General features: G+C 63.0%; 25 protein-coding genes, 1 tRNA gene and 2 pseudogenes. 12 read left to right on the forward strand and 16 right to left on the reverse strand.

The window, feature by feature from the left end:
- Position 1 precedes the first annotated feature (1 nt).
- Positions 2–1765, forward strand: a complete 1764-nt coding sequence (locus C8K18_RS25780; protein WP_107709194.1) for a methyl-accepting chemotaxis protein — start codon at positions 2–4, stop codon at positions 1763–1765.
- 188 nt (positions 1766–1953) lie between these two features.
- Here C8K18_RS25780 and C8K18_RS25785 read toward each other — a convergent pair whose 3' ends face one another.
- A complete protein-coding gene (locus tag C8K18_RS25785; protein WP_207909689.1) occupies positions 1954–2232 on the reverse strand; it encodes a restriction endonuclease in 279 nt (92 codons plus the stop codon).
- 20 nt (positions 2233–2252) lie between these two features.
- Here C8K18_RS25785 and C8K18_RS25790 point away from each other — a divergent pair, with 20 nt between their 5' ends.
- The 3 genes and pseudogenes from C8K18_RS25790 to C8K18_RS25800 all read left to right on the forward strand — a co-directional run bounded on the left by C8K18_RS25790 (position 2253) and on the right by C8K18_RS25800 (position 3485).
- Positions 2253–2915 (forward strand): hypothetical protein, encoded by a 663-nt coding sequence (locus C8K18_RS25790; protein ID WP_132384597.1) that lies wholly within the window; start codon positions 2253–2255, stop codon positions 2913–2915.
- Between the two features lie 43 nt (positions 2916–2958).
- Positions 2959–3186, forward strand: a pseudogene (locus C8K18_RS25795) (T6SS immunity protein Tli4 family protein); the annotation flags it as partial.
- Positions 3187–3197: 11 nt separating this feature from the next.
- Complete coding sequence (locus C8K18_RS25800; RefSeq protein WP_107709188.1) at positions 3198–3485, forward strand: PAAR domain-containing protein; 288 nt, start codon at positions 3198–3200, stop codon at positions 3483–3485.
- Between the two features lie 659 nt (positions 3486–4144).
- Here the strand turns inward: C8K18_RS25800 and C8K18_RS25805 are convergent.
- From C8K18_RS25805 to C8K18_RS25825, 5 genes are all read right to left on the reverse strand, one after another.
- Positions 4145–4220, reverse strand: a tRNA-Ala gene (locus C8K18_RS25805).
- 64 nt (positions 4221–4284) lie between these two features.
- Positions 4285–4608: a c-type cytochrome gene (locus C8K18_RS25810; RefSeq protein WP_375135819.1), complete on the reverse strand. Its 324-nt coding sequence runs from the start codon at positions 4606–4608 to the stop codon at positions 4285–4287.
- A 23-nt stretch (positions 4609–4631) separates the two neighbouring features.
- Complete coding sequence (locus C8K18_RS25815; RefSeq protein WP_006050467.1) at positions 4632–5423, reverse strand: BON domain-containing protein; 792 nt, start codon at positions 5421–5423, stop codon at positions 4632–4634.
- Positions 5424–5448: 25 nt separating this feature from the next.
- Positions 5449–6036 carry a phosphoheptose isomerase gene (locus C8K18_RS25820; protein ID WP_006050468.1) on the reverse strand — a complete coding sequence of 196 codons (588 nt, stop codon included), beginning with the start codon at positions 6034–6036 and terminating at the stop codon, positions 5449–5451.
- 257 nt (positions 6037–6293) lie between these two features.
- Positions 6294–6809: a YraN family protein gene (locus C8K18_RS25825; protein ID WP_107709184.1), complete on the reverse strand. Its 516-nt coding sequence runs from the start codon at positions 6807–6809 to the stop codon at positions 6294–6296.
- Positions 6810–6846: 37 nt separating this feature from the next.
- Here C8K18_RS25825 and rsmI point away from each other — a divergent pair, with 37 nt between their 5' ends.
- Positions 6847–7725 carry a 16S rRNA (cytidine(1402)-2'-O)-methyltransferase gene (gene rsmI, locus C8K18_RS25830; RefSeq protein ID WP_107709182.1) on the forward strand — a complete coding sequence of 293 codons (879 nt, stop codon included), beginning with the start codon at positions 6847–6849 and terminating at the stop codon, positions 7723–7725.
- Between the two features lie 148 nt (positions 7726–7873).
- On the opposite strand, the gene C8K18_RS25835 is transcribed toward rsmI, so the two are convergent.
- The gene (locus C8K18_RS25835; RefSeq protein WP_374710149.1) at positions 7874–8476 is read right to left on the reverse strand and encodes a septal ring lytic transglycosylase RlpA family protein; all 603 of its coding nucleotides are present in this window, start codon (positions 8474–8476) and stop codon (positions 7874–7876) included.
- Between the two features lie 644 nt (positions 8477–9120).
- Between C8K18_RS25835 and C8K18_RS25840 the strand changes: the two genes are divergently transcribed.
- The 3 genes from C8K18_RS25840 (at position 9121) to C8K18_RS25850 (ending at position 10940) form a co-directional block, all read left to right on the forward strand.
- Positions 9121–9765 carry an MBL fold metallo-hydrolase gene (locus C8K18_RS25840; RefSeq protein WP_053858941.1) on the forward strand — a complete coding sequence of 215 codons (645 nt, stop codon included), beginning with the start codon at positions 9121–9123 and terminating at the stop codon, positions 9763–9765.
- The gene (locus C8K18_RS25845; protein WP_006050473.1) at positions 9762–10391 is read left to right on the forward strand and encodes an exonuclease; all 630 of its coding nucleotides are present in this window, start codon (positions 9762–9764) and stop codon (positions 10389–10391) included. The genes C8K18_RS25840 and C8K18_RS25845 overlap by 4 nt, the downstream gene beginning before the upstream one ends.
- A 90-nt stretch (positions 10392–10481) precedes the next feature.
- Positions 10482–10940 carry an Lrp/AsnC family transcriptional regulator gene (locus C8K18_RS25850; protein WP_006050474.1) on the forward strand — a complete coding sequence of 153 codons (459 nt, stop codon included), beginning with the start codon at positions 10482–10484 and terminating at the stop codon, positions 10938–10940.
- Positions 10941–11149: 209 nt separating this feature from the next.
- Here C8K18_RS25850 and C8K18_RS25855 read toward each other — a convergent pair whose 3' ends face one another.
- The 3 genes from C8K18_RS25855 to C8K18_RS25865 all read right to left on the reverse strand — a co-directional run bounded on the left by C8K18_RS25855 (position 11150) and on the right by C8K18_RS25865 (position 14077).
- Positions 11150–12391, reverse strand: a complete 1242-nt coding sequence (locus C8K18_RS25855; RefSeq protein WP_044021448.1) for a cation diffusion facilitator family transporter — start codon at positions 12389–12391, stop codon at positions 11150–11152.
- Between the two features lie 325 nt (positions 12392–12716).
- Complete coding sequence (locus tag C8K18_RS25860) at positions 12717–13019, reverse strand: H-NS family nucleoid-associated regulatory protein (RefSeq protein WP_006050476.1); 303 nt, start codon at positions 13017–13019, stop codon at positions 12717–12719.
- 395 nt (positions 13020–13414) lie between these two features.
- A complete protein-coding gene (locus C8K18_RS25865; protein ID WP_053857391.1) occupies positions 13415–14077 on the reverse strand; it encodes a HugZ family protein in 663 nt (220 codons plus the stop codon).
- Between the two features lie 291 nt (positions 14078–14368).
- On the opposite strand from C8K18_RS25865, the gene C8K18_RS25870 reads away from it, so the two are divergent.
- Complete coding sequence (locus tag C8K18_RS25870) at positions 14369–15580, forward strand: MFS transporter (RefSeq protein WP_107709180.1); 1212 nt, start codon at positions 14369–14371, stop codon at positions 15578–15580.
- Between the two features lie 246 nt (positions 15581–15826).
- On the opposite strand, the gene C8K18_RS25875 is transcribed toward C8K18_RS25870, so the two are convergent.
- Positions 15827–16972 (reverse strand): branched-chain amino acid ABC transporter substrate-binding protein, encoded by a 1146-nt coding sequence (locus C8K18_RS25875; protein ID WP_006050479.1) that lies wholly within the window; start codon positions 16970–16972, stop codon positions 15827–15829.
- Positions 16973–17440: 468 nt separating this feature from the next.
- The gene (locus tag C8K18_RS25880; protein WP_006050480.1) at positions 17441–18553 is read right to left on the reverse strand and encodes a nitronate monooxygenase family protein; all 1113 of its coding nucleotides are present in this window, start codon (positions 18551–18553) and stop codon (positions 17441–17443) included.
- A gap of 310 nt (positions 18554–18863) precedes the next feature.
- Here C8K18_RS25880 and C8K18_RS25885 point away from each other — a divergent pair, with 310 nt between their 5' ends.
- Positions 18864–19562, forward strand: a complete 699-nt coding sequence (locus C8K18_RS25885; protein ID WP_006050482.1) for a dienelactone hydrolase family protein — start codon at positions 18864–18866, stop codon at positions 19560–19562.
- A gap of 204 nt (positions 19563–19766) precedes the next feature.
- Positions 19767–21323 carry an amidase gene (locus C8K18_RS25890; RefSeq protein ID WP_107709178.1) on the forward strand — a complete coding sequence of 519 codons (1557 nt, stop codon included), beginning with the start codon at positions 19767–19769 and terminating at the stop codon, positions 21321–21323.
- Between the two features lie 33 nt (positions 21324–21356).
- Here the strand turns inward: C8K18_RS25890 and C8K18_RS34165 are convergent.
- From C8K18_RS34165 to C8K18_RS25910, 4 genes and pseudogenes are all read right to left on the reverse strand, one after another.
- Positions 21357–21606, reverse strand: a pseudogene (locus C8K18_RS34165) (MFS transporter); the annotation flags it as partial.
- A 49-nt stretch (positions 21607–21655) separates the two neighbouring features.
- Positions 21656–21967: a high-potential iron-sulfur protein gene (locus C8K18_RS25900; protein WP_006050484.1), complete on the reverse strand. Its 312-nt coding sequence runs from the start codon at positions 21965–21967 to the stop codon at positions 21656–21658.
- A gap of 156 nt (positions 21968–22123) precedes the next feature.
- The gene (locus C8K18_RS25905) at positions 22124–23230 is read right to left on the reverse strand and encodes an NAD(P)/FAD-dependent oxidoreductase (RefSeq protein ID WP_107709176.1); all 1107 of its coding nucleotides are present in this window, start codon (positions 23228–23230) and stop codon (positions 22124–22126) included.
- A 253-nt stretch (positions 23231–23483) separates the two neighbouring features.
- The gene (locus C8K18_RS25910) at positions 23484–24461 is read right to left on the reverse strand and encodes an AAA family ATPase (protein WP_029969498.1); all 978 of its coding nucleotides are present in this window, start codon (positions 24459–24461) and stop codon (positions 23484–23486) included.
- A 290-nt stretch (positions 24462–24751) separates the two neighbouring features.
- Between C8K18_RS25910 and C8K18_RS25915 the strand changes: the two genes are divergently transcribed.
- A complete protein-coding gene (locus C8K18_RS25915) occupies positions 24752–25300 on the forward strand; it encodes a hypothetical protein (protein ID WP_107709174.1) in 549 nt (182 codons plus the stop codon).
- Positions 25301–25307 lie beyond the last annotated feature (7 nt).

Genomic DNA, 25307 nt, shown 5'->3' on the forward strand with positions numbered 1-25307 from the left:
CATGGCCGCTCTGAACCAGTTCACCATTAAAGCGAAGCTGATAGCCGGCTTCGGCATGCTGTCCCTGATCGTCGTTGCGGTCGCGGGACTTTCGCTCAAGTCGCTCGCCGATTCCACCGATGGCTTTTCCAGTTTCGTGCGCGGCATCAACGCGCGCGCCGACATGGCGGTTCAGGTGCGAACCGCGGTTGATCGCCGCGCGATCGCGGCGCGCAATCTCGTGCTCGTCGTCAAGCCCGAGGATCTCGAGATCGAAAAAGCGCAGGTCACGCGTGCACACGAAGACGTGGCGGCGAATCTCAAGAAGCTGAACGAGATGGTCAGGGACGCCGGCGCCGACGACAAGGCGCGCAGCCTCGTGGCCGAAATCAATCGCGTGGAGACCGCGTATGGCCCGGTCGCGACCGACATTGTCGGCCTCGCGCTCGCCAACAAGCGCGACGAGGCGATTGTCAAAATGGACGATCAGTGCCGGCCGCTCCTCGCGGCGCTGATTCGCGCGACCGACGCGTATGCCGGGCACGCGCATGCGCGGCAGGAGACGATGATCGCCGACTACGCGGCGCATTACCAGAACCAGCGCAATCTGCTGATCGCCATTTCGCTGCTCGCGGTTGCGCTTGCAGTCGGCGCGTGCGTCGCGATCACGCGTGCCGTGAGCGGGCCGTTGGGCGTTGCCATCGACGTCGCGCGGACCGTGTCGCAAGGCGATTTGCGTACGCGCATTCGCGTCGACGGCAAGGATGAGACCAGCAAACTGCTCGGCGCGCTGCGCGAGATGAACGAGCGTCTGACGACGGTCGTCGGACGCGTGCGCGACGCCAGCACGAGCATCGCGGGCGCGGCTCGCGAGATCGCGGCGGGCAACATGGATCTGAGCCAGCGTACCGAACAGCAGGCGGCGTCGTTGCAGGAGACGGCGTCGAGCATGGAGCAGCTCACGTCGACGGTGAAGCAGAACGCCGATAACGCGCAGCAAGGCAGCACGCTCGCCGCGAATGCTTCGTCTGTCGCGCAGAAAGGCAGCGCCGTGGTCGGCCAGGTAGTGAGCACGATGCAGGACATCAGCGATAGCTCGACGAAGATTGCCGACATCACGGGCATCATCGAAGGGATCGCGTTTCAGACCAACATTCTTGCGCTGAACGCAGCCGTGGAAGCGGCACGCGCGGGCGAACAGGGACGCGGGTTCGCGGTGGTCGCAAGCGAGGTGCGGAGTCTCGCGCAGCGCTCGTCGAGCGCGGCGAAGGAGATCAAGGATCTGATCGCCGATTCGGTGGAGAGGATTCGCGACGGCTCGTCGCTTGCCGGCGAAGCGGGCAAGACGATGACCGAAGTCACGCATGCCGTGGCGCGCGTGACGGACATCATGTCGGAGATTGCGGCGGCCTCGAGCGAACAGAGCCGCGGCATCGAGCAGATCAACCTCGCGATCACCCTGATGGACAACGTCACGCAGCAAAACGCGGCGCTGGTGGAACAGGCGGCAGCGGCTTCGCGGTCGATGGAGGAGCAGGGGGAGCGGTTGAGTGAGACTGTGGGTTTTTTTCGGGTGGGGGTGGGTGTTGACCTCTTGCCAAGGGGGGATGCGGGGGCTGGGGTGGCTGGGGTGGCTGGGGTGGGTAAGCTAGCCAATGTTGCTCACGTCAAGCCGGTGAGTGCGGTCCGCGTTGGGGCGAAGGCTGAACCGGTGCGTGTGCCGGCGAAGGGGTTGGCGTCGCCGGTTGCTACCGTCGGTGGCGATGACGGGTGGGATAAGTTTTGAGTGGATGCTTCGGTGGGTGGTCGCGAGGGCGGGTGAAGAAAAACCCCCGGCAGTTTGAGGCTGCCGGGGTTTGTGAGGCTCGTCGTCGTAGATCTTGAGGAAGATGCGCTGCGCGTCCCCATCGACGGCGACATCTTGCGCATGATGTGTCGGATCGATTTGATGGTAGTGCAGATAGATATAAACGGTTACTGCTCTTCAGTGATTTCAGTTTCAGGATCGTCACTTGCAAAGTAGCTTTCGTCGATCTCAATTAGCGTTTGCGGCTTCTTCTTCACGCCAACGCCGTGCTTTAGTAGCAGCTCGATGACCTTGTCGCCATCGATCAGGGTAATCGGGGCAGCGCCTGGAAATAGAGCAGCATCCTTGCAACCTTGAGCAAAGCCTCCGGTGGTAATAATCGTTCCGCGAATCGCACCGTGGTAAGGGAGCGCACCACGCAACTGATCGAGTACCTGATCCATCATTTCTTGATCCGGCTGGCGTTGTGAAGCAACGACTTGATAAAAGAGCACAAGGAAAAACAATTCTAGAAAATTTCAATGAAACCATGAAGGAAGTTGTAAAAAAGCAAAATAATATAATCAACGTTTATCATGGAAAAACTTATGCCGCATACAACGGCAACGGCGCGTTGATACAGAAGCCGCAGGCCGATGCTGCGACGGAAAGCGGCGACAAGGACAAGCCCGGCATCGAAAAAGGTCTTCCTCTCGAAAAATTGCTGACATGGGGCAAGGTGTTCTGGGCCGGCAACGTGCCGTCGGGAGTGACGGAAGAAGAATTGCGCGCTGCGACCCTCCTGCACGACTCGCACACGGGCAATGTCCGGGTTTATCTGGAATCACGCAAGCTGACCGTCGAGTTCGAGGTACAAAAGGTTCCGAGGCTACCCGCCGGAGCGGATGCGCCCAACCCAGACAAGAACGGCATCATTCCGGGTGATGCGACCGTGCCTGCGTGGTCCGCCGACGCCCAGGCACGCGGCCTGAGGCCAGGGGTAAAAGGTGATCCACCCCACGGCGTCCAGATGGCCTTCGTGCAGGGCGGCTACGATCACCAGGGGAGCTACAACCACCCGTGGACTCGTTGGGCAATGCTCTACAGCATCGTGCAAATCGCGCAGGATGCGCCGGAGCCATCATGTTGAGGCATGTCAGGAAGTTTCTATTGCTCGTGGTAGGCGCGTGCGCCTGTTCGAACTCAAGGAGGGGGAGATCACCTCGTACCGTTTCTATCTGCTCTCGCCAGGCGACCCGAGTACGCTCGCAAAGCCGCATACGGCTATTCAATTGCTACTCGGCGCAAGCGGTCCTGATTTGACACCCGAGCAGGCGACTTCGCCTGTTGACGAAGCTGCGGCCCTTCTGACGTGGGATACGCTGTTAAACAGTTTGCGGCTGCGACCTGGCGCTCTGTGAGCGAGGATGACATGCGACGCTACGACATCGTAAAGGCCGACACGACCACGGTAGGCGGCATCGTTCAGGGCGGTGACGGGCAGGATATGCTGAATGGCCGGGAGCAGGCCTACGAGCACGATCCGGTGTGGTGTCCGGTGTGCAAGACGATCGGCAAGATTCAGTGCTACGGTCCCCGGATTTCAACGACCGGGCCGGATGGTCGGCAAGCGGCGCTGAGCGACGATCTTTGTATCTGTCAGTGTTCGCCGCCCCCGAAGCTCGTGGCGTCGCAGTCGGCGTCATATATCGAGGTGTGAACTGGGAGGATGTGATGGTCAGGAAAGTGATTGGTGTTGCGCTGCTGCTGGTACTGGTGGCGAGCCTGTCGAGTTGTGCGATGTTTACCTGTACCGCCCCTCCGGTGTGTTGATTGCGTGTGAGGCCCCCAGATTTCGACCATGGACCCGGATGGCCGCACAGCCAGCGTTTCGGGTTCTTCCAGAAACCGCGTGTCATAGCCCTGCCCTCTGTAGTAGACGCCGAGCACGGATACGGTATCGCCGGTCACCCGATACGCGATCATTCGAACGGGGACCTTCAGTTTTGCGTCTAGATGCAACAAAGCCGACTCAACGTCGGCTCGGTTGTAAAGCATATGGCGGCACTTTGTGGGTAAAGCATACCCCTACGCTTGATGCAAATATATGTCTCCTGGTTTCAACGGCTCCCCGCACAAATCCTGCGAGTTTTGACGCTGCCGCTGCCCCGCCGCTCCGTAGCCTTCGGCTGGCAAACCGAAACTTCTCGGCTTCGTGGGATCTACACAGCAGTGTCGGGCAATGTTGAGCACGCTGGAGAACATGAGACGGGACGTTGCTGGCACAAATTTGGCACAACGCGAGTGCCAAATAGTGCTGTCAAATGCAAAACAACGCACTACATCGCAAGACGTAGTGCGTTGTTTCTAAAGAAAACTTGGTGGAGAGGAGGAGGATCGAACTCCCGACCTTCGCATTGCGAACGCGACGCTCTCCCAGCTGAGCTACCCCCCCACTAGCGAAACAATTCTAGCACAGCGCTTTTCGGTTTTGCCAAGCCAGAACGGACCACAAAACCTCACTTCGACGGCGCCCCAGCAAGCACCCAACCAACCACCGTACGGACGTCAGCATCGCTCATCGACTGATGCGCCGGCATGGGAATCATGCCCCACACACCCGAGCCGCCGTCCTTCACTTTGCGCGCCAATTTTCCGGCCGCCTGCGCATCGCCCTTGTACCGGGCGGCGATCTGCTGGAACGACGGACCGACCAGCTTGCGATCCACCGCATGGCAGCCCATGCACGCATTCGCATTGGCGACACGCTGACCAGCCGGCATATCGGCGGCAAAAGCTTGAGATGCGAACAACACCGCCACCGAGCCCGCCATCAACGCCATAAAAACACCGCCAACCCCACGCATCACTGCGGCGCCTTCGGATTGCCCGGATGCACCGCGTTCGAATTCGTGACCGGCGCCGGCGCCTGCTGTTCAAGCGGCCGCGCGCTCACCGACGAATCCGGAATCGCGCCCACCGTCGCCGCGCTCGCGTCGGGCTGCGACGCGGCGACCGGCGCCGTTGCCGCAGCAGCGGCCGCCGCCGCAGCCTCCTGCGGCTGGATGTACTGGAACACCTTCACGACCTGCGTGACGCCCGGCACCCGGCTCGCGACGTCCGCGCCGCGATTGCCTTCATCCATCGTGACGAGGCCCATCAGATACACCGAACCGCGCTCGGCGACGACCTTGAAATCGTTCGCCGAAATATCCTTCTCGGCGATCAGCGCGGTTTTCACGCGCGTCTCGAGATAGGTGTCGTTCGTGCGCGACGAGAACGAACTCGCGGGCATGATCGCCAGTTCGTTGACGATCGTATTCACGTTGTTCAGTCCGCGCACGATGCTCTCTGCGCGCTGCTTCGACGCGTCCCCCGCCACTTCGCCGGTCAGCAGCACGCGGCGATTGAACACCGTCACGTTGACGTGCGCCGAGTCCGGCAGGTTCTGGCTCGTCTGCGAAAGCGCCTTCACCTGGATCTCGCGGTCTTCGGTCTGCGCGCCGAGCGTGCGCCGGTCGGTCGCCATCAACGCGCCGCCGCCCGCCGCGCCCGCAACGGCGAGAAAGCAACCCTGCAACGTCGCGGACAACCCCGCCGCAAAACCCACCACCAGCACGGTTCTCACCAGTGTCTTCTTGACGCGGAATACGCTCATCAACTAGCTCTCCTTCGGATCGTTCTCAGTCTTCGCCCAGCAACATGGCATCGATGCCGTCGCACAGACAATGGATGGTCAGCAAATGCACTTCTTGGATACGCGCGGTGCGATCCGACGGCACGCACACGTGGATGTCGGTATCGCTCAGTATTTCCTGCATGCGTCCGCCGCCTTTTCCGCTCAGCGCGACGACGATCATTTCGCGCTCATGCGCAGCTTCGATCGCGGCGATCACATTCGCGGAATTGCCGGACGTGCTGATCGCGAGCAACACATCGCCCGGCTGTCCGAGTGCCCATACCTGCTTCGAGAAAATCTGCTCGAACGAGTAGTCGTTGGCGATCGCGGTAAGCACGGACGTATCGGTGCTGAGCGCGACGGCCGGCAAGCCGGGCCGCTCGCGCTCGAAGCGGCCGATCAGTTCCGCGGCGAAATGTTGCGCGTCGGCAGCCGAGCCGCCATTGCCGCAAGAAAGAATGCGATTGCCGTTGGCAAGCGCGGCGAACATCGTGTCGATCGCTGCGGCGATCGGCATCGACAAGGTTTCCAGGGCTTCGAGTTTGACTGCCGCGCTATCGCGGAAGTGTTGTTGAATGCGTTCGACTGACATCGAGTCTCTATCTTCTACCGCGAGTGGGCCGCAATGCGCAGCCATGTTGTGAAGTCGTATGAATGAAGTCGTGCAGCCTGCCGTGCCGCTGCGGCGAACGTGTTACGCAACGCATGACGTGGGTACGTGCATGCGCGAACCGAAACACCTCGCGAAATGCGCTGCGCGGCGCACTGTTGCCGCATGTCGTCCGCCGCCCCGTAGCTCGCACGCGAGCGCAAGTTTATCGCACTAACACGCGTTGTCCGCGCATTGCGTCAGACTTCGTCGGCGCGGAAAGCATCGCGCAGCCACACGAGCCGCCCCGCTTCGAAGGCAATCACGTCGAAGCGGCAAGCGGGCTGGGCGCCTTGCTGCGACACCTGCGTCGCGAGGTAATGCTGCGCGGCGCGCACGATTCGCTGCCGCTTCTGCCACCCGATGCTCGCCGCCGCGCCGCCATACTTGCGTTGAGCGTGCGCCCGGACTTCGACGAAGACCAGTGCGCCATCGCGCTCGCGCATGACCAGATCGATTTCGCCGCCGCGGCACGACACATTGCGCGCGACCAACCGCAAACGCTGGCGCTGCAGAAACTCCTGCGCGTGTGCTTCGAAAGCGGCGCCGACGAGCTTGGACCCGGGTTGTGTGGAAAAGTTGTCGCGCATGGGCGCATGCGGTTTTGGCGGCCTACGCTCCTGCTCCTGCTCCTGCTCCTGCTCCTGCTCCTGCTTCGAGCGAGACGCGCTCCGAGCACGCACGCCGCCAGGACCTGGTGCCCCTGCGTGGCACAATGACGGCCTCATTCCGTCCGTCTGCGTTTTCTGCCTCATGACTTCTCTCTCCGAACTCGCGCAAGGACAGCAGTACCCTGCCGCCGCGCTGTATGTGGTGGCCACGCCGATCGGCAACGTCGCCGACATCACGCTGCGCGCGCTGCACTTACTCGGTCTCGTCGACCGCATCGCCGCGGAAGACACGCGCAACACGGGTCAGTTGCTCGCGCGCTATGGAATCTCGAAGCCGCTCATCGCCGTCCATCAGCACAACGAGCGAGCCGCGGCGCAACGCATCGTCGAACATTTGCAGGCGGGCGAGCGGGTGGCGTATGTGTCCGACGCAGGCACGCCCGGCATCTCGGACCCAGGCGCAAAGCTCGTCGATGCAGCGCGCGAAGCGGGCTTTGCGGTCGTTCCGCTGCCGGGCGCAAGCGCGCTTGCCACCGCACTGAGCGCGGCGGGCGACTGGGTCGCGACGTTCTCGTTCCTCGGCTTTCTTCCGCCGAAAGCCAAAGCGCGCGCCGCCACACTTCAGGGGCTCGCCCATCATCCGCATGCGCTGGTCTTCTACGAAGCGCCGCATCGCATCGTCGAAACGGTGCAGGCGCTGGCCGATGCGTTGGGCGGCGAGCGCAAGCTGCTGATCGCGCGAGAACTGACGAAGTTACACGAAGCGCTGCATTGCGGCACCCTGGCCGAAGGGCCAACGTGGCTCGCCGCCGATCCAAACCGGCAACGCGGAGAATTCGTACTGGTAGTGGAAGGCGCGCAGCAGGAAGCGGCCGGCGAACACGATCACGATGCGTTGCTCGAAACGCTGCTGGAAGAATTGACGGTGAGCAGCGCGGCCAAAATAGCGGCGACGATCACCGGCGCATCGCGCAACGCGTTGTACACGCGCGCGCTCGAGCTCAAGAAAGAAGAGGACTGACGCGCGAAGCGGCCGCGCCGCAAGCACAGCGGGATACGTCACGCAAAACAAAAGGGCCGCTCATACCGATGAGCGGCCCTTCTTGCATTTACACACAGCAGCATGGCTGTTCGTCATGCCCGGCAGCGCCCAAAGCGCCGCCGCAAAATCATTTCTGCGCCGTCGATCCGGAGTTCGATGCCAGCGTTTCGTCGCGTGCGGCGCGCGCTTCTTCCTGCGTCAAACCTTCGATCTTCACGCGCGCCGTGCCGGCGTGGCGCATATCGAGCACGTTCGCCGCCGCCATCGACAGATCGATCACCCGGCCGCGCGCATACGGACCGCGGTCGTTGATTCGCACGACGACCGAGCGCGACGTGGCCGGATTTGTCACGCGCACATACGAGCCGAGGGGCAGCGTGCGATGCGCGGCAGTCAGCGCGTGCATGTCGTAACGTTCGCCATTCGCGGTGCGGCGGCCATGGAAACCGCGGCCGTACCAGGAGGCGCGGCCGATCTGATGAAAGTCCGACACGTCGGTGCCGTCATCGGTGAGCGGTTTGGCGTCGGCCAGCGACGAACCCTGGACGGCGACGTCCGAGGCCGGCGCGCTGCCGTAGGCTTGCGGTCCGAAGGACGCTGCTTGCGCGTTTTTTGTGCGGAGCGGCACAGCGTTTGCAACGCTGTTGTCGGCCCCCGGCGGCGTGGCGCAACCGGCCAGCACAAAAAAGGCGAAAAGAGTCCCCAGACTACGGGATAACCGAGTTTTCATAAGACGTGCAATCACATTGTCGAGCCGCATCACGCGAAGTTGAGCGTGTTGCCTGCGACTCCGGCGGCAAAGGACGACAACGCGCCGCGCAGACGAGCGCAGTACGTCGAAGCCCGGATGCAGCTCACTGAGCCGCTACCGCACGGTTAATTTTCACGTCTGGCGCAACCTGTCCCCGGCAGCCTGACCAGACCCCACATGCCGCCATCGAACGTGGCAAACACGTTCTTGCGCGCGAAAGTTCAGCGCGCAGGAACGGCGGCGTAGGCCCCACCCAGCGTCACGACCGTTAAAGTCGTAGCAGGCGCGCGGCGCCTGGCTGGGCAAGACGTGTGCATCGAATGCATCGATACCTGATGGCCGTCATACCGCGACGGCCCTTACTTGAGTGGCGATCCGCGCGCCCATTTTTGATGGGGACGCATCGCCTTGTGGCAGCACGATTCCTCGTGCATGGGGTCCATTATACCCAAAACAGAAGTCTGCGTTGCTAAGCGACTGAAAACCTTGATGAATCTTCACCATTGCTGCAAGAATCGACAGACAAAAGCCGCAGGCGCGGCGTTTGCGGGGAGGCGACAAGCCTCGGCGCGCGCCGGAAAGACGCCGGTACAATCAACGTTTTCACCGCGGCGCCGTCATCCATGAAAGTCACCTTGATCCCCGTTACGCCGTTCCAGCAAAACAGCTCGCTGCTCGTTTGCGAGGCGACTGGACGCGCGGCCGTCGTCGATCCGGGCGGCGACCTCGACGTCATTCAAGGCGAGATCGCGCGGCAGAAGGTGAGCGTCGAAAAAGTGCTGCTGACGCATGGTCATATCGACCACTGCGCCGGCGCGAAGACGCTGGCCACGCATTACGGCGTGCCGATCGAAGGCCCACATCCGGACGAACGTTTCTGGCTCGACAAGCTGCCGGATCAGAGCACGCGCTTCGGCTTTCCGGCTGCGCAGGCGTTCGAGCCCGACCGTTGGCTCGACGACGGCGACACCGTGCAGTTCGGCGATGAAACGCTCGAGGTCTATCACTGCCCGGGCCACACGCCGGGCCACGTCGTGTTCTTCAGCCGCGCGCATCGGCTCGCGCTGGTCGGCGACGTGCTGTTCGCGGGCTCCATCGGCCGCACGGATTTTCCGCGCGGCAACCACGCCGATCTGATCCGCTCGATCCGCGAAAAACTCTGGCCGCTCGGCGACGACGTCACGTTCGTGCCGGGCCACGGTCCCACGTCGACGTTCGGCGCGGAGCGTCGCAGCAATCCCTATGTCGCCGACGGAGTCGCCGCATGAGCAGCGAAATCTATGTCAGTACCGACGTCGAAGCGGACGGCCCGATTCCCGGCCCGCATTCCATGCTGAGTTTCGCCTCGGCCGCCTACACGGAAGACAAGCAGCTGATCGCCACGTTCTCCGCCAATCTGGAATTGCTCGACGGCGCCGCGCCGCATCCCGTGCAGGAGGCGTGGTGGAAGACGCAGCCCGAGGCGTGGGCGGCCTGCCGCACCGACTTGCAGCGTCCGGACGCGGCGCTCGCGGCCTACGTCGACTGGGTCGAGGCGCTGCCGGGCAAGCCGGTGTTCGTCGCCATGCCTGCGGGCTTCGACTTTACGTACATGTTCTGGTACATGATGCGCTTTGTCGGCCGCTGCCCGTTTTCGTGGTCGGCGCTCGACATCAAGACGCTCGCCTTCGCGATGACCGGCCTGCCGTATCGCAAGAACATCAAACCGCGCTTTCCGAAACACTGGTTCGACGAGCATCCGCACACGCACGTCGCGCTCGATGACGCCATCGAACAGGGCGCGCTTTTCTGCAACATGCTGAAGGATCTGCGCACGATGCAGGCCGCCAGCCTTGCGTCGGCGCAAGAAGGGGACGCCTCAGGACAAAATCCCGCTGAGGAACCGGCAAATTAGGTAATCTCCCTCGCTGGAGGCGTTTTGCATTGCGTTTCGTTTTCGCGCCCTCTACCATGCGGTGATACGGCGACGCAAACGGAGGCGCAGTTGACACTCGATACGTTCTCTCAAAAAATTCTGCGCCTTTTGCAGTTAGATGCACGCCGTTCGGTGCAGGAAATATCCGATCAGGTCGGCCTGTCGAGCACGCCATGCTGGCGGCGCATCAAGGACATGGAGCAGTCGGGCGTGATCCAGCGCTACACCGCGCTGCTGGATCGCGAAAAACTGGGGCTGCACGTGTGCGCGCTCGCGCACATTCACCTCACGCGTCACACCGAAGGCGGCGTCGAACAGTTCGAGCGGGAGATCGCCACCTGCCCGGAAGTCACCGAGTGCTACAGCACGACCGGCGAGTCCGATTACATCCTCAAGATCGTCGCGCCGGACATCAAGGCGTACGACACGTTTCTGCACGAACGCATCTTCAAGATTCCGGCGGTGGCGCAAGTGCGCACGAGCGTCGTGCTGCGCGAGATCAAGTTCGATACGCAGTTGCCGCTTTGAGCGGATGGCGTGTTTTGGCGCACTTCGATGCGCTTTGATGCGCTTCGCTTCGATGGGGTTTGATGCGCGTCGGTGTGCGAGAGGTGCACGTGCGATGCGCCTGATGGTCCGCAATCCGCCGATGATGCGCCGGCGAGCCACCGCAATCCATCAAGAGCGCCGTTCGGCATGGCGACGCGGCCCGCCGCGCGTTGCGTTGCTCTCAAGCCTCAGTTAGTGCCATGCGGCACTGTGGTACGGCGACGACCATGGCCCGTAGCGCCCGCCTGCGTGGACGAACCGCTTTGCGTCGACGGCGTGCTCACCTCGCGTAACACCTCCAGCTTGCGCGCACCGAGCCGGCGCTTGAGCGCGGCGAGATCCACGCGCTCGAGCCCCTCTGCGTCGCCCTTGCCGGACCCATGCGAAGGCAGCGCCGGCAGCACGACTTCGACGTCGAGCCCCGTGCTCAGATAATGAATGTTGACTGCGGCCGCCTTCACGCCGCCCGCGGCCAATGCCGCGTTGACGTCCGCGACGATCCGCTCGCGCGGCGGCAAACCGACGGGCGGATGCGCGACGGCATCGTTCTCGGGATCGACGTGAATCAGCGCGTCCAGCACGCGGCTGTCGTTCAGCACGCGCAGGCGCGCAGTCTCCGCGATGTAGTGCCCCTCGGAAACCGAGATGAGCGGATCGACCAGAATATGCGCGTCGACAAGCGCGAAATCTCCCATTTTCCGCGTGCGCAATTCGTGGACGTCGCGCACGCCTGGCGTGGACAGCAGCAGCGCGCGCATGTCGGCGGTGGCAGCGTCGTCGAGCGCGCGGTCGGACAGATCCTGCAGCGCGTCCCATCCGAACATCCAGCCCATGCGCGCCACCATGAAACCGACGATCGCCGCCGCGATCGGATCGAGCAGCCGCACGCCTGCAAGGCTGCCGAGAATACCGAGCGCAACCACCAGCGACGACGCCGCGTCCGAGCGCGCATGCCACGCGTTCGCGATCAGCATGGCCGAACGCACGCGTTGCGCTTCCCGCAGCATGTAGCGAAACAGTCCCTCTTTGGAGACGAGGACGAGCACGGCAACGATAAGCGCGCTCAGATGAACGGCGGGGATGCTCTCGAGATCGGCGAGACGCGTGCCGGCACGCCATAACATGCCGAAGCCGACCGCAATCAGCAGCGCGCCGAGAAAGAGCGATGCGACCGTTTCGTAACGGCTATGGCCGTAATTGTGATCGGCATCCGGCTTTGCGCCGCTGTGCCGATTGGCAAACAGCACGACAAAATCGGAAATGAGGTCGGCGAGAGAGTGGATGCCGTCAGCCACCAATGCCTGCGAGTGCGCGAACACACCGACGGCGATTTGCAGCGCCATCAATACCGTATTCAGCGCAATACTGACAAACGTACTTTTGCGCGCGACGCGGTGTTTTTCAGCGGACTCAATGGCGGCGGAAGGCATCATGGAAGCGGTGGGTGTTCAACCTCTCCATTCTACCCGTCCGGTCTTAAGAATGAGCGCCCACGCCAACAAACATCTTTTAGAATCAATCGCTTATGAAAACGAAAAGCATTCGCATTCGAATTGCGCGAAGCGGCAGTGCGCGTGGCACACACACGATTTGAACGGACGACAAAAAAGCCGCGCCTGGAAACTGCGCGGCCTTAGTGAATGAGTCCAGCGCACTCGCGACGCGAGCCTCATTCGTATTACGTTAATGCTACACATGCGAGAGGCATTACACCTGATTAATTCCGGGCAAGCACTCAGTAAGCTTGGCGCCTGATTACTTCTGAATGAGAAACTTGTCGCGATCCATGCCCGCAATCCAGCGCGGCGGTTTGCCGCGGCCCGACCACGTGCTGCCGCTTTCCGGGTCACGATATTTAGGCGCAACGCCGGCACGCGGACGAGCGGCTTTTGCACCCTTGGGCGCGCGCCCGCCGCCGAGTTCGCTCAGCGAAATGCCGTAGTCGGCCATTTTCTGTTTGATTTCGTTCAGCACTTCCGCGTATTCGCGCGACTTCGCCTCTTCGATCTGCTTTTCCAGCTTCTCTCGCTGCGCGAGTAGTTCCTTGTAGGAAGACATAGGTTCCCTTGTGGTTTGGATTAACGACTGCCAGTCTTAAGCCGGCTTGCCCTTTGAAGGTGTTCATGCCTCGGAATTTGAACGCGAGATTAACACAAAATAGAAAGACTACAAACGCGTCCGCGTAAAACTAATACTTGTCCGTTTCAAAAACTTTCGCGGCGAGGCGCTGTCACGCGTCAGCTTTCATTTAGCCACTCCGCGTTTTTTGCAGACAAAGCGTCGCGCGAATCGGTAAATATGGGATTAATTATCAGCGCATGAAAATTAAGACAGTTTCCGCAAGCAAACATTTCATTGCATGAGAGCTTCGACATGAAATGTCGGCACATATTTGAAGCACTTTGGGCCCACCGTTTTCGGCGATAAGGTTTTCCCGAATAGGCAATAAACGCCTAATTGGCCCGCCGTCGAATGCAATCTTCTAGCGCCGCACGCAATGTTTCCATGTCCAGCTTCGCGCTTTCGAATGCGAAACGTTTGCGCAGACCGTTTTGCCGCAAATCGACGCCATATCTGTCGACGCCGATTAGCCGGTAGCCGCAGGCGTCGGACACTGCGTCGGCAAATTCGCCAATCAGCGCGTCTTCCTCGTCGTGCCCGAGCACCGGCAGCGGGTCGAGTTCATCGCCGCCCAGCCAGCCCATCGCGCCGAATCCGCCGATATAGCGCAGGCGATCGAGCTTCATCGTCCAGAACGTGAAGTCGCCGAGGACAAGATAGCGCTCCGCGTCCGGGTGATAGCGCAGATAACGTGCGACAAGTTCGGGCGCCGGGTCGACCGGTTCGAAAGTGCCGAGCAACGTGACGCGCTGACCGTTGAGCACGTCGCCGTCCGGCGCATCGACGACGAGAAAGCCGGCACGCGGATCGGCGTGCAGATTATGCGTGTGCTCGGCGAGCCGGCTCACCAGAATCGTCGGCCGATGCTGTTCATCAGGCGCAAACGGCAGCACCGACGGATAAGGGAAGCCTTCGGGCTGGCGCGCGTGCGTCGCCAGCGTGCCGACCGCGGCGGTATGCAACAGGTGCAATGGAGCTTGTGCGGGAATGTTCAAGTGCGTTCCTTTCGTCGATGAGCGAATTCTTGCCGTCCGTGATGCGCGGATTGGCGTGACGTGCAATGCCGGCTGCCCGCCTATATATATATTGCATGCACCTCGTGGATTCGCGGATTCGCGGATTCGTGAGTCGCTGGGCGCTCACATCCGCGAACCATCTGCCAACGCGCGACGAATCCAGCAAAAGCGCAATTCCGTGGATTCAAGCATAAGACAGCGCCCTTCGTTAGAATCGGAAATTCGCTTTCAGTGCGCTTTCTTCCGCATCTTCCTCCTCACGAGACTCCCGTGTCCGATCGCTCCACCGACTTCGCCGCCATCCCCGCCGCTCACCGGAACCTGTCCGACACCGCGCGTCAGCGAGCGCGCATCGCGACGATGGCGCTGTTTTTCATCGCCGGCATGGTGTACGGCTCGTGGGGCGTGCATGTGCCGACCGTGCGCGACCGCTTCCACCTGAGTCCCGCCTTGCTGTCGGTCGCGCTTCTCGCGGTTGCCGGCGGCTCGATCGGCGCGATGGCCGCGAACGCGTCGTGGATTGCGCGCGTCGGCACGCGCCGCGCGTGCCTCACCGGCGGGCTCGTGATGTCGGTCTGCGTCGCGTTGATCCTCGTGGTGCCGTTTTACTGGATGCTGCTGGTCGTGCTGGCCCTGTTCGGCGCGGGCATGGCCACGCTCGACGTCGCGATGAACGCCGAAGCGAGCGCCGTCGAAAAGGCGCTGCGCAAACCGATCATGTCGTCGTTGCACGGCATGTTCAGCGTCGGCGGGATGGTCGGCGCGGCTGTCGGCGGCGCGCTGCTCGCGCATGGGATGGCGCCGGCCGTGCATCTCGGCTTGGCCGCGGCCGTCAGCGCGCTCGTGCTGATCGCGGCCTGCCCTTCCGTGTTGCCGCACGTGCCGCACGACGAACATCCCGACTCGGCGACGCCGCGTGCGAACCGCTGGCGCTCGCCCGCGTTGTGGGCGCTCGGCACGGTCGCGCTCGTCGCGCTGATCGCCGAGGGCGCGATGTACGACTGGGCGACCGTCTATATGCGCGATGTCGTCCTCTCTTCGCCGGCCGCCGCGAGCGCCGCGTATGCCGCGTTTTCGGGCGGCATGGCAGCCGCGCGTTTTGCCGGCGACGCGGTGCGGGCGCGCTTCGGCGCTCCGCAACTGGTGATGGCCAGCGCGACGCTGGCGCTCGCCGGCATGATCGGCGCGCTGTTGGTGCCGACGCCGGTCGCGGCGCTGACCGGCTTCACGCTGATGGGCTTGGGCCTCGCCAATATGATGCCGGTGCTGTTTGCGGCCGCCGCGAGCGTGAAAGGCATCCACGCTGCCGAAGGGCTCGCGCACGTCGCCGGGCTGGCTTACTTTGGGATGCTGTTTGGGCCGGTCCTGATCGGCGCGGTGGCGCAGGTGACGAATCTGTCGATCGGACTGTCCGTGGTCGCGGTGTGCTGTGCGCTGATTGCGATCGCGGGGCCGAAGGTGCTGCAGCGGCTGAAGATTTAGCGGCTGCGGCGCCCTCGCCTGTTTCGTGGACTGGCGCGGAGGCGTCGGGTCGCGTTCGTTGCGATAGCCGTTACTCCTGTTACTTCTGTGAGAACGCAAGCAAGGCAAGCAACGCGACCACCACGGCTGACGCCAACCACCAACCACCAACCACCACCCCAAAACAAAAGGCACGCGACCGAAGGTACGCGTGCCTTTCCAATCATGCGATCACGGACAGCGCAAGCTGCCCGCACCCATGCGGTATTACATCTTCACCACGTCGAGCAGCGTCTTCTTGCCCGACTTGTAGTTGTACAGCGAGATCACGCCGTGCTTCAGATCGCCCTTCGAGTCGAAGGTCGTCTGGCCGATCACACCCTTGTAGTCGGTGTTCGGCATTGCAGCGAGGATCTTCGACGGATCGGTCGAGCCAGCGCGCTTCATTGCGTCGACGATGATGTACACAGCGTCATACGTGAACGGAGCGTAAATCTGGATCGGCTGACCGAAACGCTTCAGGTACTTCGCCTGGAACGCGGAACCGCCTTCCATCTTCTCGAGCGCCATGCCGGCTTCCGAGCAGACGATGTTGTCGGTTGCGTCGCCAGCGAGGTCCGACAGCTTGTCGGTACACACGCCGTCGCCTGCCAGCACCTTCGCGCGCAGGCCGAGCTGCTTGGCTTGCTTCGCGAACGGGCCGCCGGTGGCGTCCATGCCGCCGTACATGATCGCGTCCGGGTTTTCGCCCTTGATCTTCGTCAGAATCGCGCGGAAGTCGACAGCCTTGTCGTTCGTCGCGTCATGCGACATCACGTTCAGGCCCAGCGACTTTGCGGTCTTTTCGAATTCGTTCGCGAGACCCTGGCCGTAAGCGGTCGAGTCGTCGACGATCGCGACGCTCTTCACTTTCAGACCCTTGGCTGCGTAGTTAGCCAGTGCCGGACCTTGTTGCGCATCGGTCGCAACGACGCGGTACGTCGTCTTGAAACCTTGTTGCGTATAGGCCGGGTTCGTTGCCGACGGCGAGATCTGCACGATGCCTGCATCGCTATAGATCTTCGAAGCCGGAATCGACGTGCCCGAGTTCAGGTGGCCGACCACTGCCACAACCTTGTCGTCGACCAGCTTCTGCGCGACTTGCGTAGCAGTACGCGGGTCGGCTGCGTCGTCTTGTGCGTCGAGTTGCAGCGTGACTTTCTGGCCGCCGATCGTCAGGCCCTTCGCGTTGATTTCTTCAACCGCGAGGCGTGCGCCGTTTTCGTTGTCTTTCCCCAGGTGAGCGATACCGCCAGTCAGCGGTGCAACGTGACCGATCTTGACGACCGTGTCGGCTGCAGCCGATGTTGCCAACGTCGCGAACAGCATCGCCGCAGCGCTGATCGGCAACAGCTTTTGAATCTTGATGTTCATGTAAGTCTCCAGTTTCGGTCCCAAAAACAACGTAATCGCCCTGTGCCCCCGCTTCCCCAACACGTGTCGCTCAGTCCCGTGGACGACCACGCCGGTTGCATCGTTCATGCACTTGGCCAGTACGTCTGCCGGACTGTTTGTGACAGGCGGCAACCCGTACTTGCGCGCAAGTGTAGGCTATCAAATTAATTTGTGGGACTTTTTTGAGGAAGTGGGATGAACACTAATAGCGTTTATCCAGTGGCGCCGGGTTCCGGCTTGCGTCGCGGGCTGGAAAGCACCGGCCCATGCGGGTTTCCGCTATATGAGCAACGCATCGGCGAGTAAGCGCTAAAGGTTTTAGCGAGTCAAACCGTTAATGGTTCGAATGAGGCGGAATACGTCGAAATGGATTCGAGCGGCCGGCACTTTTTTTGAAAACGACGCGCGCCGCAAGCGGGGGCGGCACGCGTCCTGACTCGTCGCGATTCAGCGTTTAAATCCAGCGACGAACGCCGCGATGCCGGCGCTCGCCGCACGCCATTCGTCGTCGAGTTGCGCCATCAGTTCGGCTGCGCCGAAGTCCTCGCGCCGCGAGCGGCCGAGCGGCGCGCCTTGCCCCGACCACAACGACAGATAATCGCCGTTCTGCGCGCGGCCGGCCGTCTGACGCAACTCCTGCGTCAATGCGTTTTGCACGGGATACGGCGCGATCTTCTGCGGCGCTTCGCTCAGGCGCTGCATCAGCGGATTGCGGATACCGCGAGCGTGGCGGCCCGTGATCGCGTACGTCACCGAAGTCGACGTGTCGGAAATCGAGCGCAGCCGGTCTTTCCATGCCTGCGGTATCGCGCTTTCGCGGGAAGTCAGGAACGCGGTGCCCATGACCGCGGCTTGCGCGCCGAGCGCGAGCGCGGCGACGATTCCCCGTCCGTCCATGATGCCGCCGGCGGCGAGCACGGGCAGTCCGGTTGCGTCGACGAGTTGCGGCACCAGCGCCATCGTGCCGACCAGCGCTTCTTCAAATGAACCGATGAACGTGCCGCGATGCGCGCCCGCCTCCGAACCCTGCGCGGCGATCGCATCGGCGCCCGCGTCACGCCACGCGACGCCTTCCGCAACATGCGTCGCGGTGCCGATTACATATTGACCGTTCGCCTGCAGCCGCGCGACGTCTTCGCGTGACAGCAGCCCGAACGTGAAGCTGACCACCGGCACACGCGATTCGATCAGCGCCTCCAACTGCGCGCGAAAATCCGGCGCGTAGCGTTCGAGCGGCCGGCCCGGCGGCAAACCTAGGTCCGCGCGCACCGGGTCGATGGCTTCGAGCGCGCGGCGCACGGTGGCGTCGTCGGGCGCGGCAGGCTGCAGCACGAACAGATTGACGCCGAACGGGCGATCCGTCAGCGCGCGAATCGCCGCGACGTCGCTCGCGATTTTCTCCGGCGACAGCGCCGCACCGGCCAGCGTGCCGAGGCCGCCGCTATTCGACACGGCCGCGACCAACTCGGGCGTCGTGGCGCCCGCCATCGGCGCCTGCACGACTGGCACACGCAAGCCAAAACGCTCGGCAAACGGCGTCACAAAACTGCCTTCACTCATGATCGATTCTCCTTCGCGCAATCCGCTCGCCATACCCGCGAGACCTTACCGTGGACTCTACCGGCGCGGCGCGCAACAGGAAAATGAATAATCGAGAACGTTCGGATCGTCCAATGAGATTGCCTTGACGATGCCCGCCGAACGGGCTTTCGAAGGCTGTTCGCAAGGCTTTGCCAGGGGTGCCTGCACCGGCTTTCTTTTGGTGGCACACTGACCGCCCGCTTCAGGCATTCGCGCCTCTTGCATTCGTTTTGTCTCAACTCGCCCACTCAATTCATTCGCGCGACCGCGCGCGATTACGGAGGACACCATGAGCATCACTTCGCGATGGATCGACATTCCCGCCGGCAACGACACGTTCGGCGGCTATCTCGCGCTGCCCAAAAGCGGCAAGGGACCGGCTGTCATCATCATTCAGGAAATCTTCGGCGTGAACAGCCATATCCGCTCGGTCGCGGATCAATATGCGCAAGACGGCTACGTCGCGCTCGCACCCGACGTGTTCTGGCGCGTGCAGCCGCGCGTCGAGTTGACGTATGAAGGCGCGGACCGCGCGAAGGGCGTCGAACTGATGCAGAAGCTCGACGCAAACCAGGCCGCCGACGACATCGGCGCAACGGCCGCGGCGCTGCGCGCGATGCCCGAAGTCACCGGCAAGATCGCCGCGATCGGCTTCTGCTTCGGCGGACTGCTTGCATATTTGACGGCCGCGCGCGGCAGCGTCGACGCCGCGGTGGCCTACTACGGCGGCGGCATTCAGAACAAGCTCGACGAAGCCGCGAAGGTTAAGGTGCCGATGCAGTTTCACTACGGCGAACTGGACCAGCATATTCCGCTGTCGGCCGTCGGTCAGATTCAGGAGCGCTTTGCCGGCCGCACCGATGCCGAGTTCCACATCTATCCGAACGCGGATCACGGCTTCAACTGTTCGGACCGTGCGTCGTACAACCAGCGCGCCGCCGCGCTCGCGCATGGCCGCACGCTGACGTTCCTCGGCGAGCGGTTGTAAGTCGGGCAAGTGACGCAAGTCACGCACTGACGCGATAGGCTCGCCGCGGCGGCGCGCGAGTCGGTTACGCTTCAAGGGCGGCGCGCCCGCTCTTTTCGCGTCGATGCACGCGGCGGCAAATCGCGGCGTAGCTGTGCCGCCGCGTCGCCGCTTGCGTGCATCGACGATGGACATTCCACATCCGCCAGCGAGGTCCTTTCCGCCGTGCTATCAGACTATCTCGCCCATGACGCCCTCGGCCTGGCCGAACTCGTGCGGACTCGCGAAGCCAGCGCGCGCGAGTTGCTGGACACAGCGATCTCGCGCACGGAAGCGGTCAATCCCGCGATCAACGCGATCGTGCTGAAGGACTACGAAGCCGCCCGCGAACGCGCGTCGCGTTACGACGCGAGCATGGCGAACGGCGGGAACGGCATCAACGGTACAAACGGCGCAAATGGCGCGGACGCCGACAGTCCACAAACCGCGCAAACCGCGCTCGCCGGCGTGCCGTATCTGATCAAGGATCTGGGCGCCGCCGTCGCGGGCCTGCGCATGACGATGGGCAGCCGTCACTATCGCCACTTCATTCCCACCGACGACGCGCCGGTCGTCGCACTCGCCAAAGCGGCGGGCCTCAACATCTTCGGCAAGACGAGCACGTCCGAGCTCGGTCAAATGCCTTATACGGAGCCCGAACTATTCGGTGCGTGCCGTAATCCGTGGAATCTCGACCATACGCCCGGCGGCTCGAGCGGCGGTGCGGCGGCGGCAGTCGCGGCGGGCATCGTGCCGCTCGCGCATGCATCGGACGGCGGCGGCTCGATCCGCATCCCCGCGTCGTGCTGCGGACTGTTCGGGCTCAAGCCGTCGCGTGGACGCGTGCCGCGCATGCCCGCCGCGGTCGCGGCCGGCGAACTCGGCGTCGATCACGCCATCTCGCGCAGCGTGCGCGACAGCGCGGTGTTGCTCGACCTGCTCGCGGGCAACGCGGACCGTCCGCTCGGCGCGCCGGGTACGTTTCTCGGCGCGAGCCGCGAGCCGTGCAAACCGCTGAACATTGCGTACGTGACCGAGCCGATGCTCGCCCCGTCGCTTTCCGCCGATGCACGCGCCGCGCTCGAAGACGCCGCGCAACTTGCAAGCTCGCTGGGACACAACATCGAGCCTGTTTCGCTCGGGATCGATTTCGACGCGGTCAGGCACGCGTTCCTCACGCTGTGGTCCGTCACGGCGGAAGACCTCGTGCTGAACGCCGAGCGCATCACCGGACGCAAGCCGTCACGCGACGAGTTCGAAATCTCGACGTGGGCGATGGCGCACGTGGGCCGCAAGCTCGGTGAACGCGGCCTGCCCGGGGCGCTCGAAGAACAGCGCCGCATCACCGAACGTCTGACCGATCTGTTGAGCCGCTACGACGTGATCCTCTGCGCGACGCTCGCCGCGGCGCCCATCAAGATCGGCGAGATGCATCCGACGCAGGCCGAGCGCATGCAGATGCGCGCAGTCAGCGCGATGCCGCTCGAGCCGCTGATGAAGAAGCTGCTCGCCGAGGCATCGAACAAGGCGTTTGCGTGGGCGGGCTGCACCGAACTCTTCAATCTGAGCGGCCAGCCGGCCATGTCGATACCGCTTTACTGGAATGCGCGCGGACTTCCCGTTGGCGTGCAGTTCGCGGCCCGCGACGGCGGCGAAGCCACGCTGCTGCGCCTTGCCGCGCAACTCGAAGCGGCACGGCCGTGGTTCGACAAGCGTCCGCCGCTGATCAAGGCGCGCAGCTAGGCGGTGCGATGTGAGGTGAACGGTTTGCGTCGCGCGTGCGTCGGCATCGACGTGACGATGGCCCGGCATGCAAGCCACTGCGACGATCGACGCAGCCAGTCCGCGCATCAAGTAATAAGTCGGTACGAGCGGCGAGCCGCTCGCCTCGGTAAGCGACGTGACGACGAACGGTCCAAAGCCGCCGAACGTCGTCACGGCAATGCGGTAGACCAACGATAAACCTGTGCAGCGCAAATCCGCAGGGGAAGAGTTCGGCGCTCAGCGCGCCGAACGGCCCGTCATATTGCGGCGCACTTCAGCCAACGCATGAAGGCAGCGTGAGAACCACGCGATCAAGCCTTCTTGTTATACGCACTGCACCAGCCCTTCGCCGCGACCTGCTTGCCGGCGAACATCGGACACGGCGCGTACGGATCGCTCGCTTTGCCCTGATAGAAGCTGCAATTGCCGCAGTCCTGGCCCGGCGCGTACTTGGCGAACTTCGCCTTGTCGACCTTGCTGGCGTCTTCCTTGTAGCCGAGCGCCTGTGCGGTCGGGTCGCTTTCTGCGACCTTCGGTGCATCGGCGAATGCCTGGCGGGACAGTGCCAGCGACGAGGCCACGCCGATACTGGAAATCAAAAACGTGCGACGGGAAGCTTTCATGGGGACTCACTCCATTTATATTGAACTGATCGCCGTTCTGATGACAGCGGTCCCCAAGGATATCAATGAAGCCGTCTCAGGTGACGGGTCAAATGATAGAGATAAGCGAATCTCAACGACATCGGGCCGCGCCGCGTGAAGCGCAACCGCGTGCGCTCATGCGCGGCCGCTCAATTCGCACACTCGCTGCGCGATCGCCAGGCAAGCCGTGAGTCCCGGCGATTCGATGCCGAACAGATTGACGAGTCCGCGCACGCCATGCGCGGCCGGTCCCTGGATCACGAAATCGGCGGCGGGTTCGCCGGGGCCCGACAGCTTCGGACGGATTCCCGCGTAAGCCGGCTGCAGCGCGTTGTCCGGCAGCGCCGGCCAGTAAGCGCGAATCGCTGCGTAGAAAGATTCGGCGCGCTGGGGATCGACGTCGTAGTTGATGGCATCGACCCATTCGACGTCCGGACCGAAGCGCGCCTGGCCGCCAAGGTCGATCGTCAGATGCACGCCGAGTCCTGCTTCGTTCGGCATCGGATAGATCAGGCGGCTAAACGGCGCGCGTCCGGAGATGCTGAAGTAGTTGCCGCGCGCGAGGTAGAGCGGCGGCACATGGCGCGCGTCGAGTCCGCGAATCTTGCGCGCCAGCGCGTTCGCGTTCAGCCCGGCGCTGTTGATCACGCAAGCGGCGCTGATCGTGGTGGGCGCGTCGCCGCCGACCTTGATGATGAAGCGGCCATTGCCCGCCTCGATTGCCTCGACCGGCGAGTGGAACGCGAACATCACGCCGTCGCGCTCGGCGTCGCCTTGCAAGGCCAGCATCAACTGATGGCTGTCGACAATGCCTGTCTGCGGCGAGAACACGGCCGCCACGCATTCGAGCGCCGGTTCGAGCGCCTGCGCCTCGCTGCCCGTAATGCGCATCAGGTCGAGCACGCCGTTGTCGCGCCCCTTGGCCATGATGCTGTCGAGCTGCGGAATCTGATTGTTCGACGTCGCGACGAGCAGCTTGCCGCAGCGCGAATGCGGCACGTTACGCTCGACACAATAGTCGTAAAGCATCTCGCGGCCGCGCACGCATAGCGTTGCCTTCAGCGAGCCGCGCGGATAGTAGATGCCCGCGTGAATCACTTCGCTGTTGCGCGAACTCGTGCCCACGCCGATTGCCTCGGCGGCTTCGAGCACGATCACTTCGCGCCCGCGCGCCGCGAGCGCACGCGCCACCGCGAGCCCGACCACGCCCGCGCCGATTACGACACATTCGATCTGGTCCATGTCCCTCGACGCAGCCGACTTCGCTACGCGCCGCCTCGTTCATCCATGTAGATGGCAACAGCATGCGGCCAACGAACGCCGTACACCGCTCGCTGCCGAACGCACTGCCGTTTTGCGACCGTTTTACAACGGTCATCCGACCGCTGCCTCAAATTGTACGACGCCGCGCGCACGGCGATGCGCTCCCGCTGTTTCCAGCGGCAGTGCATCGTGCGGACACTTGCAGTTTTTGGCGGGAATGGACAGTGGCTGCCTAGAAGCCGATCGGCCTGCGACGGTTGCCGAAGTCGAGCCGGATGTCGCCGCCGCCGATCTCGTCGCGTCCGTCGATGCGCGCCGCGCCGAAGCCGTTCAGAATCGCCCGGCGCATTTCGCGAGGCGACGCGTTTTTCAGCGCGTCGAGCGCGTCGTCGCCGAGCTGTTCGGGAAAGCGCAGACCCCAGTTGTGCGCGCCGCGAATCTCGGCGTAGATGGACTGCGCGATGCGGCGCGCGCCGTCGCGATCCGGCGGCGGAATCTCATACACGTTCATCCGGTTCATGATCGGCTCGGGAATCGAGCGCGCGTCGTTCGCCGTGGCAATCCAGATTACGTGGCCGGCATTGATCGGAATTTCCGCGAATTCGTCGATGAAACTCTGCGCCGTGTCGTGCTCCAGCAGCGCGTACAGCGCACCGAGCGGATCGTATTGCGAGTCGCCGGTAGCCTTGTCGATTTCGTCGACGGTAATCACCGGGTTCGCATAGCTGCCGTTCACGAGCGCGTCGAACACCTTGCCCGGCTTGGCGTTTTTCCATTGCGACGACGCGCCCGAAAGAATCCACCCGGCCGTCAGCGAGCTCATCGCGACATACTGATAAGCCGTGCCGAGCAGGCGCGCTAACTGCTTCGCAAAGTGCGTCTTGCCGATGCCGGGATCGCCGAGCAGCAGAATTGGCATCAGTTCCAGGCGGTCCTCGGTCTCGAGACAGAGCGCGACCTGCTTGCGGATGTCGTCGAGCGGATCGGCGAAGTTCGGCAATGCGTCGATCAGATCGTCGATCGACGGCATGCGGTTCGGCTTGACGCAGAACCGCAGATTGCCGGTTTTCAGCATCTTTTCGTAGGTTGTGCGCAGCGCGTCGTTGGCCCCTTCGCTCAGATCGTTCAGCGCGGTCTCGACCTGATCGAGGTCGTACACCTGACTGAAAGACGCTACGGCGATTTCCTGTCTGACCATTGCTGTTGTCATTGCTCACCCCGTCTGACTGGCCTTGCTAGGCGGCATCCGATGGACGCCGTTTCAGGTCCAGTTTAACGAGGACAGATCGGCACGCAAGCCAGCAGTCGTGCGGCTCTGCTGCTAACAGCCGGTTATGCTGCAAAGCCGCGCCAGGCGCACAGCGAGCACAACCGGCGCGCTTCGAAATAGATTGTTGCTGAACCCGGCCCCGTTTAACGTGTCAGAAAAGCGTTGCGCTCATCAGGCGTAAGATGGCCCTCTGACCAGGCTGCCGGACGCAGTCACCGGAGATTCGTTCTATGTGGAAAACGTCTATCGCGGCCGTGCTGATCGGCGCTTCGATGCTGGCACAGGCGCAGCAGCGGCCGCCGCAGCAGGTCGTGCAATGGCAACTGCAAGTGCTGCTCAATGGGCAGCAGATCGACACCTTCGACGGCACGACCACGGTCGGCCAGGCGCGCACGGACACGCATCACAAGGTGGTGCAGCACAACGTCGGCTGCAAGGATCAGCCGGCGGGCAGCATCGACCTGGCGCGCACGCTGACGGTGTCGCCGCTGCAGGCGGACAGTAACGAAGTGACGCTCTCCATCGAGGCGCAGGAAACGTTCGAGGACAGCGCCGCGCGCCAGACCGACACCGGCTGCAAACTGCCGCCGCAGCCGCGCCAGGTGAGCGCGAGCCATCCTGGTCTGAAGGTGGCGGCAGGTCAATGGGCGAGCTGGACGATCGTCGAGAAAGACCCGGCGCTCGTCTACCGCGTCCGCGCAAATCTGACGAATGGCGCCAATGCGGCAAGCGCGACAAATGCGGCAAGCGCGGCGAGCGCAGCCAGTGCGGTCAACTGACTGCGCT

This window comes from Paraburkholderia sp. GV068 (genome assembly GCF_003058125.1).
GTDB classification, from domain to species: Bacteria; Pseudomonadota; Gammaproteobacteria; order Burkholderiales; family Burkholderiaceae; genus Paraburkholderia; species Paraburkholderia graminis.

Bases quoted from the DNA above. Each gene is read 5' to 3' on its own strand.
- C8K18_RS25780 (WP_107709194.1), top strand. From the start codon at position 2: ATGGCCGCTCTGAACCAGTTCACCATTAAAGCGAAGCTGATAGCCGGC.
- C8K18_RS25785 (WP_207909689.1), bottom strand. From the start codon at position 2,232: ATGATGGATCAGGTACTCGATCAGTTGCGTGGTGCGCTCCCTTACCAC.
- C8K18_RS25800 (WP_107709188.1), top strand. From the start codon at position 3,198: ATGCGACGCTACGACATCGTAAAGGCCGACACGACCACGGTAGGCGGC.
- C8K18_RS25810 (WP_375135819.1), bottom strand. From the start codon at position 4,608: ATGGCGTTGATGGCGGGCTCGGTGGCGGTGTTGTTCGCATCTCAAGCT.
- C8K18_RS25815 (WP_006050467.1), bottom strand. From the start codon at position 5,423: ATGAGCGTATTCCGCGTCAAGAAGACACTGGTGAGAACCGTGCTGGTG.
- C8K18_RS25820 (WP_006050468.1), bottom strand. From the start codon at position 6,036: ATGTCAGTCGAACGCATTCAACAACACTTCCGCGATAGCGCGGCAGTC.
- rsmI (WP_107709182.1), top strand. From the start codon at position 6,847: ATGACTTCTCTCTCCGAACTCGCGCAAGGACAGCAGTACCCTGCCGCC.
- C8K18_RS25835 (WP_374710149.1), bottom strand. From the start codon at position 8,476: ATGAAAACTCGGTTATCCCGTAGTCTGGGGACTCTTTTCGCCTTTTTT.
- C8K18_RS25840 (WP_053858941.1), top strand. From the start codon at position 9,121: ATGAAAGTCACCTTGATCCCCGTTACGCCGTTCCAGCAAAACAGCTCG.
- C8K18_RS25845 (WP_006050473.1), top strand. From the start codon at position 9,762: ATGAGCAGCGAAATCTATGTCAGTACCGACGTCGAAGCGGACGGCCCG.
- C8K18_RS25855 (WP_044021448.1), bottom strand. From the start codon at position 12,391: ATGCCTTCCGCCGCCATTGAGTCCGCTGAAAAACACCGCGTCGCGCGC.
- C8K18_RS25860 (WP_006050476.1), bottom strand. From the start codon at position 13,019: ATGTCTTCCTACAAGGAACTACTCGCGCAGCGAGAGAAGCTGGAAAAG.
- C8K18_RS25875 (WP_006050479.1), bottom strand. From the start codon at position 16,972: ATGAACATCAAGATTCAAAAGCTGTTGCCGATCAGCGCTGCGGCGATG.
- C8K18_RS25880 (WP_006050480.1), bottom strand. From the start codon at position 18,553: ATGAGTGAAGGCAGTTTTGTGACGCCGTTTGCCGAGCGTTTTGGCTTG.
- C8K18_RS25885 (WP_006050482.1), top strand. From the start codon at position 18,864: ATGAGCATCACTTCGCGATGGATCGACATTCCCGCCGGCAACGACACG.
- C8K18_RS25900 (WP_006050484.1), bottom strand. From the start codon at position 21,967: ATGAAAGCTTCCCGTCGCACGTTTTTGATTTCCAGTATCGGCGTGGCC.
- C8K18_RS25905 (WP_107709176.1), bottom strand. From the start codon at position 23,230: ATGGACCAGATCGAATGTGTCGTAATCGGCGCGGGCGTGGTCGGGCTC.
- C8K18_RS25910 (WP_029969498.1), bottom strand. From the start codon at position 24,461: ATGACAACAGCAATGGTCAGACAGGAAATCGCCGTAGCGTCTTTCAGT.
- C8K18_RS25915 (WP_107709174.1), top strand. From the start codon at position 24,752: ATGTGGAAAACGTCTATCGCGGCCGTGCTGATCGGCGCTTCGATGCTG.